A 25,610-nucleotide genomic window follows, 5' to 3' on the forward strand; every position below is an offset into this window, starting at 1 on the left:
ACACTTCAACAAACTTCCAGCAATGGCGTAGCCGAAAAGAGCGATGAACGCCCAAAGCCAACTCATCTGGGCGATAGCGACAAAGCCTATGAAGGCCGGAAGAGCCCCAAAGCTGTAGGCCGTCGTGACTGTCTTGATTGACGGCATGGCAAACTCGCCCCTGAGCCATTTTATCCTAACATCGTCACGTCCGCTTTCCACCCATAGCGGACCCGCGCAACGTCCGCTGAGTCGTACCTCCCGGGCTTCGCGGCTGCGCCGCTTGCCGGAGGATGACGAAAGCCAGGGAAGGGCGCTAGAGTTGGGGATGACCCAGCACCGCATCCTCCTCGCCGCCGTCGCCGCCCTCCTGTCGGCATCCCCCGCCTTCGCCCAGCAGGCCGAAGGGGCGCGGCTGAATGAGCATGTGCGGGTGCTGGCCTCGGACGAATTCGAGGGGCGCGGGGTGGCGACGCCGGGCGAGCAGCGGACGGTCGACTATATCGTCGGCCAGTTCCAGGCGCTGGGGCTGGAGCCGGGCGGACCGGACGGCCAGTGGGTGCAGCGGGCGCAGTTGGGGCGGACGCGGCAGGACGGGCCGGCGACGATCACGGTCAATGCCGGCGGCGCGAGCCGGGCGCTGGCGCGCGGACCCGACATTCTGGTGTCGAGCGATCGGCCCGTGGATCGTATCACCGTCGCCAACGCCGAGGTGGTGTTCGCCGGCTATGGCGTCAGCGCGCCGGAGCGCGGCTGGAACGATTTCAAGGGCATGGACCTGCGCGGCAAGGTGCTGCTGGTCATCGTCAATGACCCGGACTTCGGCGCGCCCGAAGGGCATCCGGTCGCGGGGCGGTTCGACGGCAATGCCATGACCTTCTACGGCCGCTGGACCTACAAATTCCAGGAGGCCGCGCGGCAGGGGGCGGCGGCGGTGCTGGTGATCCACGACACGGCGGGCGCCGGCTATGGCTGGAGCGTGCTGGAGGGATCCTCGACCGCACCGAAATTCGACATCGTGCGGGCCAACCCGGACGCCGAGCGGGTGCCGGCGCAGGGGTGGATCCAGGGACCGGTCGCCGAGCAGCTGTTCGCCGACGCGGGCCTCGACTATGCCGCCCTGCGCGCGGCGGCCCGGACGCCGGAGTTTGCGCCGGTGACCCTGACCGGGGTGACGATGTCGATCGATTTCGGCCAGACCGCCGACCGGATCGAGAGCCGCAATGTGCTGGCCCGCATCCCCGGTGCCGGGCATCCGGAGGAGACGGTTCTGTATGGTGCCCACTGGGACGCCTACGGCCGCGCCACGCCGGTCGGGGACGACGACATCTATAACGGTGCCGTCGACAATGCGACGGGTGTGGCCGGGCTGATCGAGCTGGCGCGGCTGTTCAAGGCGGGCGCGGCGCCCGACCGTTCGGTGGTCTTCGCCGCCTGGACGGCCGAGGAGGCGGGACTGCTGGGGGCCGAATACTACGCCGCCAATCCGGTCTGGCCGCTGGAGACGACGGTGGCCAACATCAATATGGACAGCTTCCTGCCCGGGACCGAGATCTCGCCGCAGATCGTGGTCATGGGCGCGGGCAAGAGCGAGACCGACGCCTGGCTGGAGCGGCGCGCGACCGAACAGGGCCGCACCCTGATCCCCGATCCGGCCCCGCAGGCCGGCGGCTTCTATCGCTCCGACCATTTCCCGCTGGCCAAGATGGGCGTGCCGGCGCTGTTCGGCGCGGCGGGCTTCACCGGGCACAACGCCGCCAGCCGCGACTATGTCGCCAACCGCTATCACAAGCCCTCGGACGAATGGACGAGCGACTGGGTGATGGACGCGGCCGCGGTGGACGTGGACCTGCTGTATCTTGTGGGTCGCGATCTGGCCGACAGTCGCGCGTGGCCGGCGTGGAATGCCGGGGCCGAGTTCGAGGCGGCAAGGCAGGCGTCGGCGGAGCGGCGCCGCTAGCCTCTATCGTCATCCTCCGGCGAGCGCAGCGAGACCGGGGGACCCAGCGGCGTGCGATAGCGCGAACCTGTCGGGAGCGCAGTGTTTGACGCTTCGCGCCGCCCGCTGGGTCGCCGCCGTCGCGGCGCCGCTGGGTCCCCCGATCTGCGCCGCTGCGCGGCTTGTCGGAGGATGACGAAAGGGGGTGGGGTGGTTAGTACGGACACATGACCACCCTCCCCGACATCCAAGGCCTCTGCCCGCCCCGCTTCGCCGCCGTGAAGGACGCCTTCGCCGCCAACTTCACCGACGCGCCCGAAGGACTCAACGAACAGGGCGCGCGGTTCAGCGTCTGTGTCGGCGGCGAGGTCGTGGTCGATCTGTGGGGTGGCTGGGCGGATGCGGCGAGGACCATTGCCTATGGCGAGGACACGCTGACGCCGGTGTTCTCGACCGGCAAGGCGGTGATGATGCTGCTGATCGCGACCTGCGTGGAGCGCGGCCTGCTGGACTATGAGCGGCCGGTCGCCGGCTACTGGCCGGCGTTCGGGCAGGCCGGCAAGGCGCAGGTCACGGTCGGGCAGCTGATGAGCCATCAGGCCGGGCTGCCCGGGTTCGACACCTCTGTGGAGCCGTCGATCTGGTTCGACCGCGAGGCCGCGCTGTCGCGGCTGTGCGAACAGGCGCCGATGTGGGCGCCGGGGACGGCGTCCGGCTATCACCCCATCACCATCGGCCTTCTGGCCGGGGAGCTGTTCCGCCTCGTGGACGGACGCAGCATGGGGACGGCGCTGCGTGAGGACTTCCCCGGTCTGGACCTGTGGATCGGCCTGCCCGAGGCCGAGCATGGCCGCGTGGCGCAGATGAAGAAGCCGACGTCGGCGCCCGACCTGGGAACGATTGATGAGGTCAAGCGCGCCGCCTTCCTCGACACCGGCTCGGCCCCGGGCGGGCGCGGCTCGGCGGAATGGCGCACCATGGAGCTGCCCTCGGCCAATCTGCACGGCACGGCGAAGGACCTGGCGCGGATCATGGCGGTGATCGCCAATGGCGGCGCGCTGGACGGCCGGACCGTGCTGTCGCCGGGCGTGCGGGCCGAAATGCTGCGCGAGCGGATTCATGGCCGCGACAGGGTCCTGCCGTTCGACATCAGCTGGGCGGCGGGGCTGATGCGCAATGAGGGCCTGCACATCTTCGGGCCCAATCCGACGGCGGCGGGCCATTGCGGCTGGGGCGGATCGTGCGCCTTCGCCGATCCGGACGCGCGGGTGTCCGGCGCCTATGTGATGACGCGCCAGTCGCCGCATCTGATCGGCGACCCGCGGGCGGTGCGGTTGGTCGAGGCGGTGTACGGGGGGTTGTGAGGGGGTGATTGGTGGTTGGTGATTGGTGGTTGATGCCGCCGCCATTGGTGCAGGACGACACCGGCAGATCGAACCCGAAACCACCAATCACCAACCACCAATCACGTCTTCAGACCGGCTCCGCCGACCGTTTCAGCGCCTCGCGCGCGGCCCTGTGCCGGAAGAAGGCGGCCGCCGCGAAGACGCCGGCGCCGCCCCAGATGAAGGCGAAGCTGATGATCCGCAGGGGCGTCAGGGCCTCGCCCGTCGCCACCCCGACCGCGAACTGCAGCGTCGGGGCGAGGAACTGGATGAAGCCGATGGTCGACAGCGGCAGACGCCGCGCCGACCAGGCGAACAGGGCCAGGGGCAGGACGGTGGCCGGGCCGTTGGCGAGGGCCCACAGGGTGTTGACCGGGCTGTCGAAGGCGACGCCCGCGCCCGTGTGCTGCAGCCACAACACCCAGGCGAGGCCGAAGGGGACCAGCAGCAGGCATTCGACCAGCAGGCCGGCCTGGGCGTCGATGGGCACGCGTTTGCGGATGACGCCATAGCTGGCGAAGCTGATCGCCAGGACGATGGAGATCCATGGCGGGCGACCGAGGGCGGCGGTCTGGAAGGCCACACCGACGGCGGCCAGGCCGATGGCGACCCAGCCCCATTTGTCTATCTTCTCGCGGAACAGCCACAGGCCCACGACCATGTTGAGCAGCGGGTTGATATAGTAGCCGAGGCTGGCCTCGAGCGTCGCGTGGTGGGTGGTGGCCCAGACGTAGAGGCCCCAGTTGACGCCGATCAGCAGGGTCGAGGCCGTCAGCCAGCCGAGGGTCTTCGGCGAGGCGAAGGCGGCCCGCACCTGGCCGCCCTGTTTCGCCAGGAACACCAGCAGGCCCGCGACCGCCACCGACCAGAGGGCGCGGTGGGCGAGGATCTCGAGCGAGTCGAAGCCGAGCGCGCCCTGCCCCATGAAGAGCAGGGGCATGAAGCCCCACATGATGTAGCAGCCGAAGGCCGAGACCAGGGCGGCGCGGGGCGCGACGGGCGGTGCGGATGGCACGGCCGTCAGACCGTGATGCTGCGATACCCCGAGGACGGTTTGATGGTCCCGGTCTCGTCCAGCAGCTGGGCGATCTGGACGGCGTTCAGAGCGGCACCCTTGCGCAGGTTGTCGGAGACGATCCAGAGCGACAGGCCGTTCTCGACCGTCGGATCCTTGCGGATCCGGCTGACATAGACGGCGTGTTCGCCGGCGGCGTCGACGGGGGTGATGTAGCCGTCGTGCTCCTGCTTATCGATGACCATGACGCCCGGGGCGTCGCGCAACAGGGCGCGGGCCTCGTCGGGGCTGATGGGGCGGTCGAACTCGAGGTTCACGGACTCGGAGTGGCCGACGAAGACCGGCACACGCACGCAAGTGACGGTCAGCTTGATCGACGGGTCCATGATCTTGTGGACCTCGTTCCACATCTTGGCTTCCTCGTCGGTGGAGCCGTCGTCGAGGAAGGTGCCGATGAAGGGGATGACGTTGAAGGCGATCTGTTTGGGGAACAGTTTCGGCCGGGCGTCACCGAGGCCGTAGATGGCCTTGGTCTGGTTCCACAGCTCGTCCATGCCCGCCTTGCCGGCACCCGAGACCGATTGATAGGTCGAGACCACGGCGCGCTTGATCCTGGCCGCGTCATGCAGGGGCTTGAGGGCCACGACCAGCTGGGCGGTCGAGCAGTTGGGGTTGGCGATGATGTTCTTCTTCGTCGCCAGCTTGATGGCGTCCGGGTTCACTTCCGGCACGATCAGGGGCACGTCCGGGTCCATGCGGAAGGCCGAGGAGTTGTCGATGACGATGGGGCCGGCCTTGCCGATCTTCTCGGACCACAGGCGCGAGGCGTCGCCGCCGGCGCTCATCAGCACCAGGTCGACCGACGAGAAATCGAACAGTTCGATGTCCTCGCATTTGATCGTCTTGTCGCCCCAGGACACCTCGACGCCCTTGGACTTGCGCGAGGCGACGGCGTGCATCGCGTCGACGGGGAATTCGAGTTCCTCGAGGATGTTCAGCATTTCCCGGCCGACATTGCCGGTGGCGCCCACGACGGCGACTTTGTAACCCATAGGAGTTGGTCCTTCGGACGCCCTGTGTTCGCGACGCGGTCGCTCGCTGCTTGAGGGCGGAATGCGGGGATGAAACTGGGATGTAGGCTTTCGCGGGCGCGAAGCAATCGCTTTTCAGCGGTCGCGGGCGCCGCTAAGCCCGAGAACGATGCCCTCACGCATACGCACCGCTTATGACCGTCGTTTGGCCGAAGGCCGGCTGACGCCCGATCCGTCGCAGATTCCCGTGGTCGAGGCCCTGACCCGGCTGGAGAAGGACCTGGGCCGGCGCGGCCTGTTCGGGGGCCATCCCGAGGTGCGCGGCGTCTATCTCTGGGGCCCGCCGGGGCGGGGCAAGTCCCTGCTGATGGACATGTTCTGCGCCTCCGTCCCCGAGCCGCGGAAGACCCGCGCCCATTTCCACGCCTTCATGGCCCGGGTCCACGATCTGGTCCGCCAGTGGCGCGAGGGGGATGCGAAGGCGCGGAAACGCGTGTTTGGCCAGTCGAAGGGCGACGACCCGATCAAGCCGGTGGCGGAGCTGATCGCCTCGGAGGCGCGGCTGCTCTGTTTCGATGAGCTGCAGGTCACAGACATCGCCGACGCCATGATCCTGGGCCGGCTGTTCGAGGCCCTGTTCGAGCGCGGCGTGGTGCTGGCGGTGACCTCGAACCGGGCGCCGGACCAGCTGTATCTGAACGGCATCAACCGCCAGCTCTTCCTGCCCTTCATCGCCATGCTGGAGCGCAAATGCGTGGTGGTCAGCGTCTCGGGCGCGCGGGACTGGCGGCTGGACCGGCTGATGGGGACGCGGGTCTGGTACACCGGGACCGACATGGGGCGGCGCATGGGGTTCGAGGGCCTGTGGGAGCAGCTGAAGGGCGAGCAGCAGGAATCGCCGACCCGGCTGACCGTACTGGGGCGCGAGGTGGTCATCACGCGCACCGACGGAGGGCTGGCGCGGGCGACCTTCGCCGAACTCTGCGAGACCGCGCTGGGGCCGCAGGACTATCTGGCCATCGCCGAACGGTTCCACACCCTGTTCCTTGAGGATGTCCCGATCCTGGGGCCCGACAATCATCAGGCGGCGCGGCGGTTCGTGACCCTCGTCGACGCCCTCTACGAAGCCGGGACGCGGCTGGTGGTGCTGGCCGGGGCCGCGCCCGAAGCCCTGTACCGCGAGGGGGTCGGTGCCTTCGAATTCGAGCGCACGGTTTCGCGGCTCAACGAAATGGCCAGCGCGGACTGGCTGGCGCGCGAGAGAACAGCGTAGGCCGGCGCCACAATTCCGCTTGGCCGGATCGATCTAACTTCGGCCGTCCCTGGAGATCGCCCATGCGCCTGCCCGTCCTGTTGTCCGCCCTCGCCCTGTCCGTCGCCCTGCCCGGCGCCGCCCTGGCCCAGACGCCGCCGCCCGCGGCGGCCTCGACCAACGGCGTGTCCATCGCCGAGACCCGGGCCTGGCTGACCAGCCTGGGCGGTTCGGTGGGCGAGCCGGTGGTGAGCGACGGGGTGACCAGCCTGAAGGTCGCCGACGAGCCCCTGCCGTGGAACCTGACCTTCTACGGCTGCGGGCCAAGCCTGTGCGACGACGTCCAGTTCAGCGCCATCTTCACGGGCCCGATCACCCAGGATCAGATCAATGCCTGGAACCGCGAAAACCGCTTCCTCAAGGCCTTCCACATTCCGGCCGCGCCCGGCGGAGACGCGACCGCAGTGGTGCAGTATGACGCCGTGCTGCCGGGCACCGGGACGGCCCAGCTGCAGGAGCCGACGGTGATCTGGCTGCAGATGCTGCGCCAGTTCGCCCAGGGGCTGGCGGCGGCCGCCGCGCCGGCGGCACCCGCGCAATAGTATCGTCATCCTCCGGCAAGCCGCGCCTTCGCGGCGCAGACCGGGGGACCCAGCGGCGCGCGTGAGCGCGACCCTGCCGGGAGCGCCAATGCTGGACACAGTGGTGTTTCGCCGCCGTCGCGGCGCCGCTGGGTCCCCCGGTCTCGCTGCGCTCGCCGGAGGATGACGAAAGCAAAAGGGGCCGCAGATCGCTCTGCGGCCCCTTTCAGACCAGTGTGTCGGGTGCGCTTACGCCAGCGAACCGTCGATGTCCTTGCAGGCCTGGATCAGGCCCTGGACCGACTCCACCGACTTGGCGAACATCGCCTTCTCGTCGTCATTGGTGGTGAACTCGATGACCTTTTCCACGCCGTTCGCGCCGATCAGGGCGGGGACGCCGACGTAGAGGTCTTTCAGGCCGTATTCGCCCGACAGCCAGACGGCGCAGGGCAGGACGCGCTTCTGGTCCAGCAGGTAGGAGCGGGCCATGGCGATGGCGCTCTCGGCCGGGGCGTAGAAGGCCGAGCCGGTCTTGAGCAGGGCGACGATCTCGCCGCCGCCCTTGCGGGTGCGGTCGACGATGGCGTCCAGCTCGGCCTGGCTGAGCATGCCGGCCTTGACGGCGTCGGGCAGGGGCAGGCCGCCGACGGTCGAGTGGCGCACCATGGGCACCATGTCGTCGCCGTGACCGCCGAGCGTCCAGGCGTGGATGTCCTGGATGGAGACACCGGTCTTCTCGGCGAGGAACCAGGCGAAGCGGGCCGAGTCGAGCACGCCGGCCATGCCGACGACCTTCTCCTTGGGCAGGCCCGAGAATTTCTGCAGGGCCCAGACCATGGCGTCGAGCGGGTTGGTGATGCAGATGACGAAGGCGTCGGGGGCGTGCTGGCGGATGCCTTCACCCACCGCTTTCATGACCTTGAGGTTGATGCCGATCAGGTCGTCGCGGCTCATGCCCGGCTTGCGCGGCACGCCGGCGGTGACGATGCAGACGTCGGCGCCCGCAATGTCGGCATAGTCATTGGCGCCCTTGAGGGCGACGTCGGTGCCGATGACGGCGGTGGCCTCGGCGATATCGAGCGCCTTGCCCTGGGGCGTGCCCTCGGCGATGTCGAACAGGATGATGTCGCCCAGCGCTTCGCGCGCCGCCACGTGAGCCAGGGTGCCGCCGATCATGCCGGCCCCGATGAGGGCGATCTTCGCGCGAGCCATGAGTTTCTCCGTTGGCCTGTCGCGCTTCGCGCTAGTTGAGGCCGTGTATGGGTGGGGAGGGAAAGCGTTGGCGGCGGTCTAGACCCGTGCGCTTTCGCCTGCAACCGTAACCCCGCGTCACCCGGAGCCGTCATGGCCAGCCTGCCCGAGATCATCGCCGCCGAGGACACGCCGGCCGACCTGATCACCATCGTCGACGAAACCACTGTTCGAGCGGAAGTGGCGGCCTGGCGGGCGAAGGTGCTGAAGCGGCCCGGCCTTTGGGACAAGGCCACGCGCGGGACCCAGGAGCGGATCAACCGGATCATCCCCGAGCGGGTCCACGCCATCATCACGGCCGGCGTCGAGGCCATGACAAAGGGCATCCTGTTCGGCTCGGACCTGATTCCGAACCGGCCCACGGTCGACGGCTCGCTGGCGGCGCGGGAGCTTCGGGCGCGGGCGAGGATCAAGGCCTACCGCACGACGGCCAGCGTCGAGGGCGGGGTCGCGGGCGCGGGCGGCTTCGTGCTGGCGGCGGCGGACTTCCCGGCCCTGATGGCGATCAAGGTGCGGATGCTGGGCGATGTCGCCGGGGCCTATGGCTGGGGCGGCGATACGGTGCGCGAGCGGCTGTTCCTGCTGCACATCTTCCACCTCGCCTTCGCCAGCGCGAAGCGGCGGCCAGAGGCGCTGGCGGAACTGGAGCGCTGGATCGCGGGCGCGGACCAGCCGGAGGCGATCACCGACTACGACTGGCGGCGGTTCCAGATCGAGTACCGGGACTACATCGACCTGGCCAAGCTGGCGCAGCTGATCCCGGTCGTCGGCGCGCCCATCGGGGCCGTGGTCAACTGGCGGCTGGTCGACCGGCTCGGCGAGACGGCGATGATGGCGTGCCGGTTGCGGTGGCTGGGGGAGGCTGGTCCGCCGCCGCCCGGCTGAGGCGCCCCGAACGCGGCCAGGCTTGCGTCGACTCCGGATATCGCGATGTTGCAAAGATCGGGGGGATCACATGCTGAAGCTGATTGTGAGATTGCTTAAACATCCCGGCCGCGCGCACCATTTCACCCAGAGCCGGAGTCGGCCAGGCATGATGACCTGCAAACTCTGCAAGCTGCGCGTCTGGTCCTCTCGCGGGGGCTAGGTCAGGGCCCGATAGACAAGGAAGACGGCGGCGTAAAATATGCCCGGAACGCCGATATAAACTACGGCGAGCTGGGAGACCGGCGCCAGGTCTCGAGGGCGGCGAAGCATCGGGCAATCCTCCGTATACCGGTGGGTATTCTGTGACCCTATTGTTAAGCTTCACTGAAAAATCTTCGTGTCCGAACCTTCACCATTTGTCCGCCCGGCCCGGGCCTCACACTCCGAGCGCTTGACGTTCCTGTTTTGTTCATATTGTCTGATTGTCGAAAGGGAGGGTTTGAACATGATCGGCTATGTGACGCTGGGCACCAACGACCTCGAGCGGGGGGCGAAATTCTATGATGCGATCGCCGCCGAGATGGGGACGTCGCGGATGATGGAATGGCCCGGGGCGATCGCCTGGGGCACGCCGGGCGGCGGCGCCGGGATCGGGCTGACCAAGCCCTTCGACGGGCAGGCGGCCAGCGTCGGCAACGGGGTGATGGTGGCGCTGGAAGCGTCGTCGCGCGACCAGATCCATCGGCTGCACGAGATCGCCCTGGCCCATGGTGGAACGTGCGAGGGACCGCCCGGGCCGCGCGGGGACAGCTTCTACGCCGCCTATTTCCGCGACCCCGACGGCAACAAGCTGAACGCCTTCATGATGGAGCACGGCGCGGTGGCCTGATCCGGCGGGTCGATAGATTTTCCTGTTCCTGATGACAGGGTTTATCGATTTTCCCTCCTGAGGCGAAAGGTCTAGGTTCGATCCAATCGCGCCCAGACGCAGCAGGAGGACACCATGGACGGACACGCCGGCGGAGCCACCCCCCTCAATGATCCGAAGAAGGAGCCGGCCGCGCTGCGCTCGCTGATCGGTCGGACCAACCGCGACTGGTGGCCGAACCAGATCGCCGTGGACATCCTGCACCAGCAGGGCCGGACCGGCGACCCGATGGGCGACGGCTTCAACTATGCCAAGGCCTTCAAGTCGCTGGACTATGCGGCGGTGAAGCGCGACCTGACCGCCCTGATGACCGACAGCCAGCCCTGGTGGCCGGCGGACTATGGCCACTACGGCCCCTTCTTCATCCGCATGGCCTGGCACTCGGCCGGCACCTATCGCACCGGCGACGGTCGCGGCGGCGCGGGTGCGGGGCAGCAGCGGTTCGCCCCGCTGAACAGCTGGCCGGACAACGGCAACCTCGACAAGGCGCGGCGCCTGCTGTGGCCAATCAAGCAGAAATACGGGGCCAGCCTGTCCTGGGCCGATCTGATGATCCTGGCCGGCAATGTCGCGATCGAGAGCATGGGCGGGCCTACCTTCGGCTTCGGCGGCGGCCGGGCCGACGTCTGGGAACCCGAGAAGGACGTCTACTGGGGCACCGAGGAAAAATGGGTCGGCGAGGAGGGCAATGAGACCCGCATCCAGCCCGACAGGGAGATGGCGCTGGAAAGCCCGCTGGCGGCGATCCAGATGGGCCTGATCTATGTGAACCCCGAGGGCCCCGGCGGCGTGCCGGATGCCCTGCAGTCGGCCCGCGACATCCGCGAGACCTTTGCCCGCATGGGGATGAACGACGAGGAGACAGTGGCCCTGACGGTGGGCGGCCACACCTTCGGCAAGGCCCACGGCGCGGGCGACGCGTCCAAGGTCGGCGTCTCGCCCGAGGGGGCCGACATCGCCCAGCAGGGCATGGGCTGGATCTCGGGCCATGCCAGCGGGATGGGTGACGACACCATCACCTCCGGCATCGAGGGTGCCTGGACGCCCACGCCGATCCAGTGGGACATGACCTATTTCGACATGCTGCTGGACCATGAGTACGAGCTGACCCGCAGCCCGGCCGGAGCCAAACAGTGGCACCCCGTCGGCGACCCCGCCGGGACCCTCGCCCCCGCCGCCCATACGGCGGGCAAGCGGGTGCCGACGATGATGACCACCGCCGACATGGCGATGAAATTCGACCCGGAATACCGCAAGGTGATGGAGAAATTCCGCGGCAATCCGGACTATTTCGGCGACGCCTTCGCCCGCGCCTGGTTCAAGCTGTGCCACCGCGACATGGGGCCCAAGGTTCGCTACCTCGGGCCGGAAGTCCCGGCCGAGGACCTGATCTGGCAGGATCCGATCCCGGCGCGGACGGGCCCGGACCTGACCGCCTCGGACATCAGCGCACTGAAGGAGCAGATCGCGGCCTCATCCCTGACCGTGGCCGATCTGGTCTCGACGGCCTGGGCGGCGGCGGCGACCTATCGCGGGTCGGACCACCGCGGCGGGGCCAACGGCGGCCGGCTGCGGCTCCATCCGCAGCGGTCGTGGGAGGTCAACCAGCCGACGAAGCTGGCCCATGTGCTGGAGGTGTATGAGGCCATCAAGGGCGACTTTGACGGCGAGCGCATCGTTTCCATCGCCGACCTGATCGTGCTGGGCGGCTCCGTCGGCGTCGAGAAGGCGGCGAAGGCGGCCGGTCACGCGATCGAGGTGCCCTTCACCCCGGGCCGGGCCGACGCAAGCCAGGACCAGACCGACGTCGAGGGCTTCGCCGTACTGGAACCCAAGGCCGACGGCTTCCGCAACTATCTGCAGGTCCGGTTCAATGTGCCGACCGAGGAGTTGCTGGTCGACCGGGCGCAGCTTCTGGGCCTGACGGCACCGGAGATGACGGTGCTGGTCGGCGGCCTGCGCGTTCTGGGTGCCAATCACGGCGGGTCGAAGCACGGTGTGTTCACGAACCGGCCGGGCCAGCTGACCAACGACTTCTTCGTCCATCTGCTGGACATGCGCACGGGCTGGAAACAGGTCGATGCCAGCGGTGACGAGACCTTCGTCGGCTCGGACCGTCTGACCGGCGAACAACGCTGGACGGCGACGCGCACCGATCTGGTGTTCGGCTCCAACTCCCAGCTGCGGGCCCTGTCGGAGGTCTATGCCTCGGCCGATGCGGGCGAGAAGTTCGTGAAGGACTTCGTCAAGGCCTGGATCAAGGTGATGAACGCCGACCGCTTCGACCTGACCCTGAAGGAAGAGTTCGGGGCGGCGGCCGCCTGAGCCGCTGAAGGGTTCATCACGGCGGGCACAACGGAAGGCACAAGGGACACGACGGGAGCGGTGACGGTTCCTCGTTCGCGGATTCATTCTGGGTCATGAGATCGCGGCTTCGCCGCATCGATTGAAAGGCCCCGGACCCCGTTGTGCCCGTTGTGACCCCGTCGTGCCCGTTGTGATGAACTCGACGCCACCAATCTCATAAGGCGGTCTGATTGTCTTTGGCCAAACGATAGCGAGCGCCTATATGACGGCCATGCTCCCCACCCTTCGTCAGCTCCAGTATCTCAAGCTTCTGGCCGAGCACGCCTCGTTCAGCCGGGCGGCGGAGGCGGCGCATGTCAGCCAGCCGGCGCTGTCGGCCGGGGTGCAGGAACTGGAGAAGATTCTTGGCGCGCCCGTGGTCGAGCGGACGCGCGGCAATATCCAGCTGACCGCCGTCGGGGCCGAGGCCGTCCGGCGCGGCGAGGACGTGCTGGCCCGGACGGAAGATCTGGTCGAGGCGGCGCGCAATGCCGGCAAGCCGCTGTCGGGCCGGTTCCGGCTGGGCGTCATTCCGACGGTCGCCCCCTTCCTGCTGCCGGCCAAACTGCCGGGGGTGAAGGCCCAATGGCCGGCGCTGCGGCTGTTCATCCGCGAGGACCTGACGCCGCGACTGATCGCCGGACTGAAGGCGGGCCAGCTGGACGCGGCGGTGATCGCCCTGCCCTACAGTTCGCACGGCATCGACCACGCCCGCATCGGCGACGACGAGATCCTGGCCGCCGCGCCGGTCGGCCATGTGCTGGCCGGGACCGGGCCGATCCCGGCGGGGTCGCTCAAGGCCGAGGACCTGATCCTGCTCGAGGACGGCCACTGCCTGCGCGACCACGCCCTGGCCGCCTTCGGCATCGAACCGCCGCGCGGCGAGGACGTTTTCGCGGCGACCAGCCTGCATACGCTGGTGCAGATGGTCTCGGCCGGGCTGGGGGTCAGCTTCCTGCCCGAGATGGCGGTGCGGGCGGGACTGGCCGATCTGCCCGGCGTCGTGGTGCGGCCGATCGCGGCCAAGGCCCCGCGCCGCGAGATCGTGGTGGCCTGGCGCGCCGGCTCCAGCCGGGCGGCCGAGGCGAGGCTGCTGGCGGACGCCTTGAAGCTGGACTGAGCGTCCGCTTCATTACGACTCCGTAAGGTGCGCGGCCTTTCGGCCCTGATAGGGTTCGCGCGCCCGCGTGCGCCGGGCGTCCGGAGCCCTGCCCATGAAGTCCCGCCTGTTCGCCGCCGCCTCGATCGCTGCCCTGATGCTGGGCGTGTCCGCCTGCGCCACCCTGTCTGACGCGGACGGCGCAGCGGCTGATGTCATGGCCGCGGCTGAGGTGGCCGAGGCGGAAGAGCGCGCTGCCGCTCCCGGCGAGATCGTCGTCCCGCCGCTGGGCTTCGCCGAGCGGACCCTGCCGAACGGCCTGCGGGTCTTCACGGCGCGCGACACGGCCACGTCCAATGTCACGGTGCAGGTCTGGTACAAGGTCGGGGCCAAGGACGATCCGGAAGGCCGCTCCGGCTTCGCCCACATGTTCGAACACCTGATGTTCAAGGCGACCCGGAACCTGCCGCAGGAGACCTTCGACCGGCTGACCGAGGACGTCGGCGGTTCGAACAACGCCTCCACCGGCCTGGACGTGACCAACTATTTCGAGACCGTGCCGGCCCAGCATCTGGAGCGGATGCTGTTCGCCGAGTCCGAGCGGATGGGGTCGCTGGTCGTCGACGAGGCCTCGTTCGAGAGCGAGCGTGACGTGGTCAAGGAGGAGTTCCGCCTGCGCGTCCTGTCGACGCCCTATGGCCGGTTCCAGCGCCTGCATTCCCAGGCCTTCATCTTCCAGGACAGCCCCTATCGCCGCCCGGGCATCGGCTCGATCGCCGATCTGGACGCCGCCACCATCGATGACGTGCTGCGCTTCCACGAGACCTTCTACCGGCCCGACAACGCCTATCTGATCGTGGCCGGAAACTTCGACCAGGCCCAGCTGGACGCCTGGATCGACGGCTATTTCGGCGGCATCGAGAACCCCGACCGCGCCCTGCCCGTCAACAATGTGCCCGAGAGCTTCGGCACGGCGCGCGAGGCGACCTTCTATGGTCCCAACGTCCCCCTGCCGATGGTGCAGATCACCTGGCCGACCGTGCCCTACAACCACCCGGACCGGGCCGCGCTGGACGTGCTGGACGGCATCCTGTCGACGGGCGAGTCGAGCCGGCTGTACCAGTCGCTGGTCTATCGCCAGCAGATCGCCACCCAAGCGACGTCGTCGAACAGCCAGCAGCAGCAGGTCGGGGTGCTGAACACCTCGGCCATCATGAGCGCCGGCCATACGCCGGATGAAGGCATGGCCGCCCTGCGCGCCGAGGTCGCCCGCATCCGTGACGAGCCGGTCACCGAGGCCGAACTGGCCGAGGCCAAGACCGAACTGATCGCCAGCGCCCTGCGCGGACTGGAGACCATCGACGGCCGGGCCTTCGCCCTGGGCTACACCCTGATCATGACCGGCGAGGCGGCCAGCGCGGATCGGGACGTGGCCAATATCCAGGCCGTGACCGTGGCCGATGTGCAGCGGGTGGCGCGGGCGTACCTGCGCGACGACCGGGCCATCGCCATGCGCTATCTGCAGGCCGACGCCGAAAACCCGGCCTCGCCGGTGCAGGAGGTGTTCACCGCACCGATCACCCTGGCGACCCTGGCTCCGGCCGACGAGCCGGTGACCCTGCTGCCCGAGGGCCAGCGCACGCCGCTGCCGCAACCGGGGCCCGCCGTCGACGCTGCCACGCCGCAGGTGGCCGAGCGCCGTCTGGCCAACGGCATGCGGGTGCTGGTCGCCCGCAAGGCCGGCCTTCCGCTGATCTCGGCCCGGCTGAGCTTCGATGCCGGCACATCGGACGATCCGGCGGGCAAGGCGGGCGTCGCCAACTTCACCGCCTCCCTGCTGACGCAAGGCACCGAAAGCCGCACCGCTCCCGAGATCGCCACCGAGATCGAACGGCTGGGCGCGGACATCGGCGCGGGCGCGGGCGTGGACTTCACCAATGTCTTCGCCTCCTCGCCGTCCAACGTCTTCCCCCAGACCATGGCCCTGATGGCCGATGTGGTCCGCAATCCGGCCTATGCCGCCGAGGAGCTGGACCGCGAGAAGACCCAGACCCTGAACGGCCTGCGGGTGCAGCTGTCGCAGCCGGGACCGGTGTCCAGCCTGGCCGCCGCCCGCGCGGTGTTCGGTGAAGCCCCCTACGCCCTGCCCGGCTCGGGCACGCCCGGCACGATTCCGGGCCTGACCCGCGAGGATCTGGTCGCCTTCCATGAGGGCCGCTACCGGCCGAGCCAGGCCACGCTGGTCTTCTCCGGCGACATCACGCCGGAGGCCGCCTACGCCCTGGCCGAGGAAGCCTTCGGCGACTGGCGCGATCCGGCGGGAACCGTGGCCACGATCGACGATCCGGCCGGGGCGCTGGTCGCACCGCGCATCATCGTGATCGATCAGCCCGGTGCCGGTCAGGCGGCGGTGGTCGCGGCCCTGCGCGGCATCGCCCGCACGGACGAGGACTATTTCCCGCTTCTGGTCGGCAACAGCCTGATGGGCGGCGGCTTCTCCGCGCGTCTGAACCAGGAGATCCGCATCAAACGCGGCCTGTCCTACGGGGCCAGTTCCGGTCTCGGCGCGCGCGCGGACGAGGGAATCCTTTCGGCCTCGGCCCAGACCCGCAACGACGCCGTGCCGGAGGTGGCCGAACTGATCCTGGCAGAGATCACCCGTCTGTCGGCGACCACCGCCACCGAGGCCGAACTGGCCCCGCGCCGCGCGACCCTGATCGGCTCGTTCGGCCGCCAGCTGGAGACCGTCGACGGCCTCGGCGGCCTGGTCGCCAACCTCGCGCTCTACGGCCTGCCGCTGACCAGCCTGGCCAGCTACGACGACGATGTGAACGGCGTGACCCCGGAGGCCATCCGCGCCGCGGCGGCGGAACACCTGCCCGCCTCGAGCGCCAGCCTGGTCATCGTCGGCGACGCCGCGGTGTTCCTGACCGCGCTGCGGGCGAAATACCCGAATATCGAGGTGGTGCCGCTGTCGAGCCTGAACATCGACTCGGTGACGCTGAGGTAGGCCTCAGGCAGACAGACAGACGACCTGCGCGACCCTCAGATCACGGCGCAGGTCGTCGGCGACCAGTCCATAGTTGTCGACGGTGACGAGGCGGCCGGTGAGCGGTTCGTCGGCCTTCTGCACGCCGCGGATGGCCGGGCCGAAGGTGTCGGGCGAGGTGGTGTAGATCCGGCCCCGGCGCGGGCTTTCGGCGATGGTGACGCCGACGGCGCGGCCCTGACGGTCCAGCACCGGCGCGCCCGACAGGCCCGCAAGCGTGCCGCCCAGACCGTCGGTGCGACCAACCTCGGCCCAGGCCAGAACCGGCTCGTCGCGCTGGCCGCGACCCCGGACCCTGAGCGTCTCGCGGCCCAGCAGACGGGAGGCGACCTCGCCGGCGCGTGCCTGGGGGTAGCCGGGATGGAAGCCGCGCTGGCCCTCGCGCAGGCCCTGGGCGGCCTGGACCGGAATGGCGTCCGGTCCGCCCCGGGTCAGCAGGACGGCGATGTCCGCGCGGGGCGCGAGACGCACGTCCGCCGCGACCGCACGCCCGCCGCCGACGAGGATGGCCGGACGCCGGCATCCCTCGACGACGTGACGCGCGGTGACCCAGCGACCGTCGCGCGAGATGGAGAAGGCCGTGCCGGAACTCGGCTGGAAGGGAATGTCCGGCGCATTGACGGTGACGGCGGGATCGAAGGGCGTGATCGGCCCCAGCAGGGCACCCTCGACCTCGTCCGGCGCGGGGGGTGCCGGCGGGGCGTCCGCATTCTCGCGCAGCTGCAGCGACCAGATGACGAGGGCGCTGACGACCAGCGAATAGACGAGCCAGTCCGGCAGTCTGGGGAAACCCACGGCCTCAGCCCGTCAGGGCGGCGGCGAGGATCAGGGCGGTCGACAGCTTGGCACCGACCAGCAGGACGGCGGCGGCGATCTCACCGTCGCGGATGCGCTGCGGCAGGCCGGTCAGGATCATGTCGACGAGACGGAATGCCAGCAGCTGCAGCACCACGGTGGCGACGCCCCACAGGGCGATGTCCTTGAGCGAGGTCGAAACGCTCAGGCTGACCGCCAGCGGAACGGCGAGGCCGACCAGGACGCCGGAGAAGGCCACCGCGGCGGCGGCATTGCCCTCGCGGATCAGGGCGATCTCCTTCCACGGCGTGAACAGGGCGTAGAGGATCGCGCCCATGACCAGCAGGGCGAGCGTGACGCCCAGATGCGCCAGGGTCGTCGGAAAGCCGGTCGCGAAGGCCTGGACCTCGGCGCTTTCAAGCAGGGTGGTGAGGGACGAGGAATCCATGATTGTCCGTTGTCAGAGCCCCGCTGACGATTGCCCGGATTTCGCCCCAATCCGCAAGGGGGGCGGGGACACAGTTGGTGAAGAAGTGTGTCCGAAGGGATGAGGGATGAGGGAGGAGGGAGGAAGGCGGCCCGGATGCCTCATCCCTCATCCCTCAGGCTGCTTCCGCCGCCGCCTTGCGCACCGCCGAGGCCCGGAGCTTCTCGCTCTCGGACTTGAGCTGACCGCAGGCGGCGAGGATGTCGCGGCCACGGGGGGTGCGGATGGGGCTGGCGTAGCCGGCCTTGTTCAGGATGGCCGCGAACCGCTCGATCGTCTTCCAGTCCGAACACTCATAGTCGGTGCCGGGCCAGGGATTGAACGGGATCAGATTGACCTTGGCCGGAATGCCCTCGATCAGTTTCAGCAGGGCGCGAGCCTCGTCGGGGCTGTCGTTGACGCCCTTCAGCATGACGTATTCGAAGGTCACGCGGCGGGCGTTGGACAGGCTGGGATAGGCGCGGATGCCGGCCATCAGCTTTTCGAGGTCGTATTTCTTGTTCAGCGGCACCAGCACGTCGCGCAGGGCGTCATTGGTGGCGTGCAGGCTGATCGCCAGCATGGCCTGGGTGCGGGTCCCGAGCGCGTCGAGCTGCGGCACGACGCCCGAGGTCGAGACGGTGATCCGGCGGCGCGACAGGGCGATGCCTTCGTTGTCCGAGATGATGTCGATAGCGTCGGCGACGTGGTCCAGATTGTAGAGCGGCTCACCCATGCCCATGAAGACGATGTTCGACAGGCGGCGGTCTTCCTTGGGCGACGGCCATTCCTCGAGGTCGTCGCGCGCGACCTGGACCTGGGCCACGATCTCGGCGGCGGTCAGGTTGCGGACCAGCTTCTGGGTGCCGGTGTGGCAGAAGGTGCAGTTCAGGGTGCAGCCGACCTGGGACGAGACGCACAGGGCGCCGGCGCGGCCGACGTCCGGAATGTAGACGGTCTCGATCTCAATGCCCGGGGCTGTGCGGATCAGCCATTTGCGCGTGCCGTCCTTCGACACCTGACGCTCGACGATCTCGGGGCGGGCGAGGGTGAAGACGGCGGCGAGTTTGGCCTGGGTATCCTTCGCGATGTTGCTCATCGCGGCGAAGTCGGTGACGCCGTAGTGGTGGATCCAGCCCCACACCTGCGAGGCACGCATCTTCGCCTTTTCCGGCGGGCAGATGTCGGCGTCGATCAGCGCCTGGCGCAGACCCCCGCGCGTCAGACCGGACAGGTTGACGGGGGCCGCGGGCTTGGCGGCGGACGTGCGGGAAAGGTCGAGCGTCAGGCTCAAGGCGACATCCTGTGGGCGAGGGAGAAGCGGCTTATACCACAGATCGTGCGGGTTTTAAGGCGGGGCGGCTTCGCCGGGTGGTTGGTGATTGGTGGCTGGTGGTTGGCCGCCGCCTGCGGGGCCGATGTGGCGGCGTCGCCCTTCCGCAGGCCGTGAAGCTGCAATCACCAGCCACCAATCACCTATTCGTCTCCGCCCTCCACCTCATCGATCCGGTCGTCATCCAGCCCGAAATGGTGGCCGATTTCGTGGATAAGGACGTGGGCTATGATCTCGGACAGACCGACGTCGCCGCGTTCGCACCATTCGTCGAGGATCGGGCGGCGATACAGGAAGATGCGCGAGGGCTCGGCCGCGGGGCCGAGGGAGTCGCGGCCGCCGAGGTCGACGCCGTGGTAGAGGCCGGTCAGTTCGAACGGGTCCTCCATCTCCATCATCGCCAGCGTCTCCTCGTCGGCGAAATCGTCGATGCGGATGACCACCTCGCCGGCCAGCGACCGGAACGGTTCGGGCAGGGCGTCGAACGCCTCACGCGCCAGCCGGGCGAAGTCGTCGAGGGAGGGGGCGGCTTGGGTGGTCCAGGTCATGGGGATGAGGGATTAGGCATGAGGGATGGGGTTGGGAAGGGTCGTGGCCGCCGCAGGACCCGGCATTCGCGGTCTCTCATCCCTAATCCCTAGTCCCTGTTCCCTCTTCAGGTATGGTTACCGAATCACGCCGGGGAGCTGACAGGACACCATGGCCGAGGCCGACATCGCCTATGTCGCGACCGCGGGCGCCGCCGGGCTGGCCCTGGCCCTCAGCGCCTGGGCGGCACGGCTGCGTGGCCGGCTGGCGGCGCGCAACCAGGTGGCGGAGTCCGAACTGGCCGCGGCCCTCGTCGATCTGGCCGATCGCGACGGGGCGCTGGCGGCATTCGAGGACGTCCGGCTGGCCCTGGCGCCCGACGGTCAGACCAAACGCCTGGGATCGCCGCAGGCCTGGGCGGCCCTGACGCGTGAACTGGCCAGCGAGGAAGATCATGAGCGCGATCCGGGGCTGGTGGTGCTGGACGCCGCGCGACGGGCGGCGGGACCGCGGCTGGACGCCCTCATCGATCAGGGCGAGGCTTTCGACGCGGTCCTTGAGGGCTCGGGCGGGGCGTGGTCGGTCGAGGGCCGGTCCTCGGCAGGCGCGGCCTGGCTGAGGCTGTCACGGCTGGGGCTGGTCGGGACGGCGACCGAGAGTGGCCTGGGCCTGCTCGCCGATTCCTATCCGGCACCGACCTGGATCACCGACGCCGCCGGGCGGCTGGCCTGGGCCAACAAGGCCTGGCTGACCGAGATGAAGGCCGAGAGCGTCGAGGCGGCGCGCGAGAAGGGGCTGAGCTTCGACCGCGGGGCCGATGCCATCGTCGCGGAGGCGGGGCGGACGCACCAGCATCAGGACGGCTTCCGCTGGACCACCGGCGGTGGACGGCGGCGGGCCTGGCGGATCGTGGCCGAGCCGGTGCAGGGCGGTGCCGGCGCGGTGCTGGCCTTCGCGCTGGACATGACCGAGGCGGAGGAGACCCGCGACACCCTGCGCCGTCACGTCGAGGCCCATGACGAGACGCTGAACCACCTCGCCGACGCGGTCGCCATCTTTGGCCCGTCCAAGCGGCTGGCCTTCCACAACACCGCCTTCCAGACCCTGTTCAACATCGATCCGGCCTGGCTGGACGAACGGCCGACCCATGCCGAGTTGCTGGACCGGCTGCGCCAGCGCCGCCTGCTGCCCGAGGTCATCGACTATGCCGGCTGGAAGGCCAAGGAGCTGGACTTCTACGGCGCCTCCGAGGCCGCGCCCGACGACAGCTGGTCCCTGCCCGACGGCCGGACGCTGCGGGTGGTGCGCCAGCCGCATCCGCTGGGCGGTGTGCTGCTGCTGTTCTCGGACATCACCGACGAGCTGAAACTGCGCAGCCGTTTCAACGCCCAGATCCAGGTGCAGACGGCGACGCTCGACAAGCTCAACGACGCCGTGGCCGTGTTCGGCTCGGACGGGCGGATCCGGCTGCACAACGAGGCCTTCGACGCCTTCTGGGGCGTGACCGGAGAGGCGCTGGACGCGGCCGGCGATTTCGATGCCGTCGCCGCCCTGTGCCAGTCGACCATGCCCGATCCGGCCCTGTGGCTGGGGCTGAAGGCGCGGGTGGCGGATCCCGATCCCGAAAGCCGGGTGCCGATCGCGGGCGAGGGCAAGACCACCGACGGCCGCATCGCCTCCTGGCTGACCCGGCCCCTGCCCGACGGCGCCACCCTGGTGGCCTTTTCCGATGTGACCGCCCGGCGCGGACTGGAACAGGCCCTGGCCGCCAAGGCCCAGGCGCTGGAGGAGTCCACGGCGCTGAAGCGCGAGTTCGTGGGCAGCGTCTCCTATGAGCTGCGCACGCCCCTGACCACCATCGTCGGCTATTCGGAGCTGCTGGAGATGCAGGGCGACCTGCCCGAGCGCAGCCGCCAGCACGCCGGCGCCATCCGCGTCGCCGCCAGCCAGCTGGCCAGTTCGATCGACGATGTGCTGGACATGGCCCAGATCGACGCCGGCGAGATGGAGCTGACGCTCGGTGATGTGCGGGTGCGCGACCTGCTGGACGGGGCCGCCGAACGGGTCCGGGCCCGGATCGAGTCCCGCGGCGCCCGTCTGACGGTCCAGGGTCCCGACGGCCTGCGGCCAATCCGGGCCGACGCCCAGCGGATCGGTCAGGCGCTGGATCATCTGCTGGATCACGCCGCGCGCGCGGTGTCGGAAGGCGGTTCGGTCACCCTGGCCGCCGAAGCCTCCTCAACGGAAGTCCGCATCCAGGTCGAGGATACCGGTCGCGGCATTCCCTATCACCTGCAGGCCCATGTCTTTGACCGGTTCGTGCGCCGCGAACGTGGCGGTCCGGGCGTCGGCCTGGCCCTGGTCAAGGCCCTGGTCGAGCTGCACGGCGGCTGGGCCGAGGTGGAGAGCGAGCCCGGCAAGGGCGCGACCTTCATCCTGCACCTGCCGCTGGAAGCCGCGGGCGTGGCGGCGGCACCGGAGCTGCGGCTGGGCTGACAGGTCAGTGGGCGTAGATCGGCGGCGCCTGGATCGTGTTCGGAAGCGCCCCGGACTCCAGAATCGCCCCGCCCGCCGAACGGATCTCGATCGAGCCGCCGCGGCTGTTCTGATTGAACCGCACCGTCACCACCCGGCCATCCGCGAGCGTGACGCTGGCCCCCGTCTGGCCGGCCGCATTGGACGCCACGGCCTGGGTCGCTGATCCATTCAGCCCGATGACATGCAGGAACTCCGAGCTGCCCCCCGCGCCCGGTTCAACCACGTCGAACCGCGTCGCAGTGTTCGGCGGCGGAGGCGGGTTGGACGGGAGCGGCACGTACTGGCTGTTGACGTCCTGCCAACGGGTCATGGTGACGGTGGCCGCCGCCGGGACGATGCGTCTCATGTCAAAGCGGTTGGCGCCTATCACCAGGCTGGCCAGATTGCCGTTCATCGTCGGCGGAGCCGGGAAGTTCATCGTGAAGATGTGGCGGGCGTTCGCGACGCTGGTCTGGGCGCGGTCGTAGACCACGAAGGTCGACGGCTTGATGAAGACGAACTCACGCTCGGATTTGGTCACCCCGGACGCGGCTGTGTACATCGGCGTGATCTGGGCAGACGCATAGGCCCAGCCCGGATTGTTCGCCAGGGCCGCCATGGTGCAGGACCGGTCATAGGCCTGGTTGATCCCGGCGCCGGCGCTGGTCTCGAACCGGACCGTGTTGTGGTATTTCTGTTCCTGCTCGATGCCCGAGCGGCCGTCCATATTGGCGTCGTAGGCGAGCCAGGTGCCCTTGAAGAGCACAAAGCTTCCCTGGTCCTTGTGCGCGTGGCTTTCGGTCAGCGGTCCGCAGATGAAGTTCGCGTAGGCGGCCGTCGTCGTCCAGTCGTCGCGCATGGAGAAGCTGCCTGTGCCGCTGGCCCAATAGGCGGTGGAGAGCTCGGTCAGCGGCCGCGGGGTGATCGCGACCATGTCGTAGATATAGTCCGAGTACCGCATGAAATGCTGGCTCATCTGCCGGACGGACGACTGCCCCAGCAGGGTCTTCACAACGCCCGAAATACGCTCGTCGGGGAAGAGCATCGCCAGTTTCTGGAGGTAGTCGCGATGGTAGTCGAAAAGCAGCGCCTGCTCGTCACGCGCATGGTCGCCCGTCGGGGCGATACGGTCGAGCGTTGGGACGATGGCGTGGAGCAGCCACGGGATCGACGCCAGCGTATGCGGTGAACGCGCCGCCAGTCGCTCGCCTGTGGATCGCTCCCACCAGTCGTACAGCTGCCACAGGTTTTTCATCGCGACCCCGTAGCCGGTGCCCTCGCGCGAGCCCCCGCCCACCAGATCGGCGTTGAAGGTCGGAATCAGCTGGTTCTCGATCTTCGTGGTTCGGAATTGGGTGAGCCAGCCGTCGGCCAGGTCGTTCTCGCCCTGGGTGGCGAGGCCCAGCAGCATCGTGGCTTCAAGGAAGGAATAGTAATAGTTGTTGACCGGATTATCGACCGACCAGCCTGACCAGGGAACGGTTCTCGTGCCCCACCGGGCCTCGCTGTGGTTCCAGACATTCCAGACAGCCTGATTGCCGAAATCCTTCCAGCGCGTGCGCTGGGCGGTCGTCATGCTGGCGCGACACCAGTCGTAGACCATGGCGAGGTTGCCGATGTGCTCCCCGACATAGAGGTAGCTGTCGTAGGCGACCTCGGGCGTCACGCCGTTGGCGATCCGGTTTTCCTCAGCCTGGACATAGGCATCTGTCCTGGAAACGGCATAGGCGCAGTAGCTGGCCGCCCCGGTGACCTGGCCCATCAAGGCGATGTGCCAGGGCTCCATGCCGTAGACGTTGCCGTTCGCGACCTGCAGATCGACCGACTGTCTGAAACGCACCGCAGCCGGCGCGTTGGAGCTGAGCTGGTTCCTGAGATGGGTGATCGTGGGGCTGTTTGACACGATGATGCGCGGCGTGCCGAGCGGCGTGATCACCGCGCCCCCCGGAGGTGGCGGTGGCGGAGGCGGTGGCGGAGGCGGCGGCGGCGTGGTCGGTGGCTGCCCCGGGTCGGCGGCCCCATCGCCTCCACCCCCGCCGCCACCGCACCCGGCCATTACCGCGCACATGAGCACCGCGCAGAGCAGCGCTGCCTTCGATCCGATCCCGCCTGTACGCATGTCTGTCCGGCCGTTCCCGGGCGTTGCAAATGGAGCGCCCGCCCGGCCCTAGCATCCTGATCCGGCAGCCTCCTGTGCCGTTCGATGAACCAGCGCCCCGGCACGACGAAAGACCAGGATGCACGCTGAAGCGGGTGACAGGCAGGACGGGGGACAGCCTCGATCAGGCCTTCTCGCGCTGTCCGGGCCGGCGCAAGCGCGATACGTGCGCTGGAGGTTTTCTGGTATGGACCCTGATCTCCGCCACCCTGGACATCCGATGGCCGCTTCGCCCAAACGCCTCAAGACCGCGCTGATCTATGATTTCGACGGCACGCTCGCGCGCGGCAACATGCAGGAAGTGACCTTCATTCCGTCGATCGGCATGGGGATCGGCGACTTCTGGGGGGCGGCGGACAAGCTGACCCGTGATGCCGACGGCGACAACATCCTGATGTACATGCAGTTGATGCTGAAGCAGGCGCGCGAGAACAATGCGCCGATCACGCGCAAGCTGTTGGCCGAGCATGGCGAGGACGTGAAGCTGTTCGACGGCCTGAAATCCGATCTGACCGGCAAGGGCTGGTTCGACCGCATCAATGCGATGGGCGAGAAATACGGGCTGGAGATCGAGCACTACATCATCTCCGCGGGGCTCGAGGAGATGATCGACGGCTGTCCGATCCGGCCGGAGTTCCGGCACGTTTTCGCATCCAAGTTTGTCTATGACGACCATGGCGTGGCGATCTGGCCGGCGGTCGGGGTCAACTACACGACCAAGACCCAGTATCTGTTCCGCATCAACAAGGGCGTGCTGAACCACTGGGAGCACGACAAGATCAACCGCTTCATGGCCGACGACGACCGGCCGGTGCCGTTCGAACGGATGATCTTCCTCGGCGACGGCGACACCGACGTGCCGACCATGAAGATGATGCACACCAAGGGCGGCTATTCGATCGCGGTCTATGACCCGCGCAACTCCGAGCGCGACCAGCAGAAGATCTACGGCCTGATCTCCGAGGACCGGGTCAATTTCGTCGCCGCCGCCGACTATCGCGAGGGCTCGGCCCTGGACCTGATCGTCAAGGGTCTGATCGGCCGGATCGCCATCACGGCCGGGACCGTTCCGGACGTTCTCTGAACCGGAA

19 protein-coding genes are annotated in these 25,610 nt (G+C 68.6%); 11 read left to right on the plus strand and 8 right to left on the minus strand.

The window, feature by feature from the left end; genetic code table 11:
- The first annotated feature begins 307 nt into the window (after window positions 1-307).
- Window positions 308-1,939 (plus strand): M28 family metallopeptidase, encoded by a 1,632-nt coding sequence (locus KB221_00670; GenBank protein WIY69552.1) that lies wholly within the window; start codon window positions 308-310, stop codon window positions 1,937-1,939.
- A 206-nt stretch (window positions 1,940-2,145) separates the two neighbouring features.
- Complete coding sequence (locus KB221_00675; protein ID WIY69553.1) at window positions 2,146-3,282, plus strand: serine hydrolase domain-containing protein; 1,137 nt, start codon at window positions 2,146-2,148, stop codon at window positions 3,280-3,282.
- A 109-nt stretch (window positions 3,283-3,391) separates the two neighbouring features.
- Here the strand turns inward: KB221_00675 and rarD are convergent, their stop codons facing one another.
- Complete coding sequence (gene rarD, locus KB221_00680; GenBank protein WIY69554.1) at window positions 3,392-4,318, minus strand: EamA family transporter RarD; 927 nt, start codon at window positions 4,316-4,318, stop codon at window positions 3,392-3,394.
- 5 nt (window positions 4,319-4,323) lie between these two features.
- Window positions 4,324-5,370, minus strand: a complete 1,047-nt coding sequence (locus tag KB221_00685; GenBank protein WIY69555.1) for an aspartate-semialdehyde dehydrogenase — start codon at window positions 5,368-5,370, stop codon at window positions 4,324-4,326.
- A gap of 148 nt (window positions 5,371-5,518) precedes the next feature.
- On the opposite strand from KB221_00685, the gene zapE reads away from it, so the two are divergent.
- Together zapE and KB221_00695 are read left to right on the plus strand one after the other, a co-directional pair.
- Window positions 5,519-6,622 carry a cell division protein ZapE gene (gene zapE, locus KB221_00690; GenBank protein WIY69556.1) on the plus strand — a complete coding sequence of 368 codons (1,104 nt, stop codon included), beginning with the start codon at window positions 5,519-5,521 and terminating at the stop codon, window positions 6,620-6,622.
- A gap of 62 nt (window positions 6,623-6,684) precedes the next feature.
- Window positions 6,685-7,203 carry a YbjN domain-containing protein gene (locus KB221_00695; protein WIY69557.1) on the plus strand — a complete coding sequence of 173 codons (519 nt, stop codon included), beginning with the start codon at window positions 6,685-6,687 and terminating at the stop codon, window positions 7,201-7,203.
- Window positions 7,204-7,431: 228 nt separating this feature from the next.
- Here KB221_00695 and mdh read toward each other — a convergent pair whose 3' ends face one another.
- Window positions 7,432-8,394, minus strand: coding sequence for a malate dehydrogenase (mdh, locus tag KB221_00700; protein ID WIY69558.1), 963 nt, complete (start codon window positions 8,392-8,394; stop codon window positions 7,432-7,434).
- Between the two features lie 132 nt (window positions 8,395-8,526).
- On the opposite strand from mdh, the gene KB221_00705 reads away from it, so the two are divergent.
- The 5 genes from KB221_00705 to KB221_00725 all read left to right on the plus strand — a co-directional run bounded on the left by KB221_00705 (window position 8,527) and on the right by KB221_00725 (window position 16,683).
- Window positions 8,527-9,318, plus strand: a complete 792-nt coding sequence (locus KB221_00705; protein ID WIY69559.1) for an EcsC family protein — start codon at window positions 8,527-8,529, stop codon at window positions 9,316-9,318.
- Between the two features lie 487 nt (window positions 9,319-9,805).
- Window positions 9,806-10,189: a VOC family protein gene (locus tag KB221_00710; protein ID WIY69560.1), complete on the plus strand. Its 384-nt coding sequence runs from the start codon at window positions 9,806-9,808 to the stop codon at window positions 10,187-10,189.
- A gap of 114 nt (window positions 10,190-10,303) precedes the next feature.
- Window positions 10,304-12,553 carry a catalase/peroxidase HPI gene (gene katG, locus KB221_00715; protein ID WIY69561.1) on the plus strand — a complete coding sequence of 750 codons (2,250 nt, stop codon included), beginning with the start codon at window positions 10,304-10,306 and terminating at the stop codon, window positions 12,551-12,553.
- Between the two features lie 253 nt (window positions 12,554-12,806).
- Window positions 12,807-13,694 (plus strand): hydrogen peroxide-inducible genes activator, encoded by an 888-nt coding sequence (locus KB221_00720; protein WIY69562.1) that lies wholly within the window; start codon window positions 12,807-12,809, stop codon window positions 13,692-13,694.
- Window positions 13,695-13,788: 94 nt separating this feature from the next.
- Window positions 13,789-16,683 (plus strand): pitrilysin family protein, encoded by a 2,895-nt coding sequence (locus tag KB221_00725; GenBank protein WIY69563.1) that lies wholly within the window; start codon window positions 13,789-13,791, stop codon window positions 16,681-16,683.
- Between the two features lie 3 nt (window positions 16,684-16,686).
- On the opposite strand, the gene KB221_00730 is transcribed toward KB221_00725, so the two are convergent.
- The 4 genes from KB221_00730 to KB221_00745 form a co-directional block, all read right to left on the minus strand.
- The gene (locus tag KB221_00730; GenBank protein WIY69564.1) at window positions 16,687-17,517 is read right to left on the minus strand and encodes a serine protease; all 831 of its coding nucleotides are present in this window, start codon (window positions 17,515-17,517) and stop codon (window positions 16,687-16,689) included.
- Between the two features lie 4 nt (window positions 17,518-17,521).
- Window positions 17,522-17,965, minus strand: coding sequence for a DUF350 domain-containing protein (locus KB221_00735; protein ID WIY69565.1), 444 nt, complete (start codon window positions 17,963-17,965; stop codon window positions 17,522-17,524).
- A gap of 154 nt (window positions 17,966-18,119) precedes the next feature.
- Window positions 18,120-19,277 (minus strand): 23S rRNA (adenine(2503)-C(2))-methyltransferase RlmN, encoded by a 1,158-nt coding sequence (gene rlmN / locus KB221_00740; GenBank protein WIY69566.1) that lies wholly within the window; start codon window positions 19,275-19,277, stop codon window positions 18,120-18,122.
- Window positions 19,278-19,459: 182 nt separating this feature from the next.
- Window positions 19,460-19,864 carry a metallopeptidase family protein gene (locus tag KB221_00745; protein WIY69567.1) on the minus strand — a complete coding sequence of 135 codons (405 nt, stop codon included), beginning with the start codon at window positions 19,862-19,864 and terminating at the stop codon, window positions 19,460-19,462.
- Between the two features lie 151 nt (window positions 19,865-20,015).
- Here KB221_00745 and KB221_00750 point away from each other — a divergent pair, with 151 nt between their 5' ends.
- Window positions 20,016-22,340 carry an ATP-binding protein gene (locus tag KB221_00750; protein ID WIY69568.1) on the plus strand — a complete coding sequence of 775 codons (2,325 nt, stop codon included), beginning with the start codon at window positions 20,016-20,018 and terminating at the stop codon, window positions 22,338-22,340.
- Between the two features lie 4 nt (window positions 22,341-22,344).
- On the opposite strand, the gene KB221_00755 is transcribed toward KB221_00750, so the two are convergent.
- The gene (locus KB221_00755) at window positions 22,345-24,297 is read right to left on the minus strand and encodes a hypothetical protein (GenBank protein ID WIY69569.1); all 1,953 of its coding nucleotides are present in this window, start codon (window positions 24,295-24,297) and stop codon (window positions 22,345-22,347) included.
- Between the two features lie 442 nt (window positions 24,298-24,739).
- Here KB221_00755 and KB221_00760 point away from each other — a divergent pair, with 442 nt between their 5' ends.
- A complete protein-coding gene (locus KB221_00760; GenBank protein WIY69570.1) occupies window positions 24,740-25,603 on the plus strand; it encodes an HAD family hydrolase in 864 nt (287 codons plus the stop codon).
- Window positions 25,604-25,610: the final 7 nt, after the last annotated feature.

Source organism: Aquidulcibacter paucihalophilus (genome assembly GCA_030285985.1).
GTDB lineage: Bacteria > Pseudomonadota > Alphaproteobacteria > Caulobacterales > Caulobacteraceae > Brevundimonas.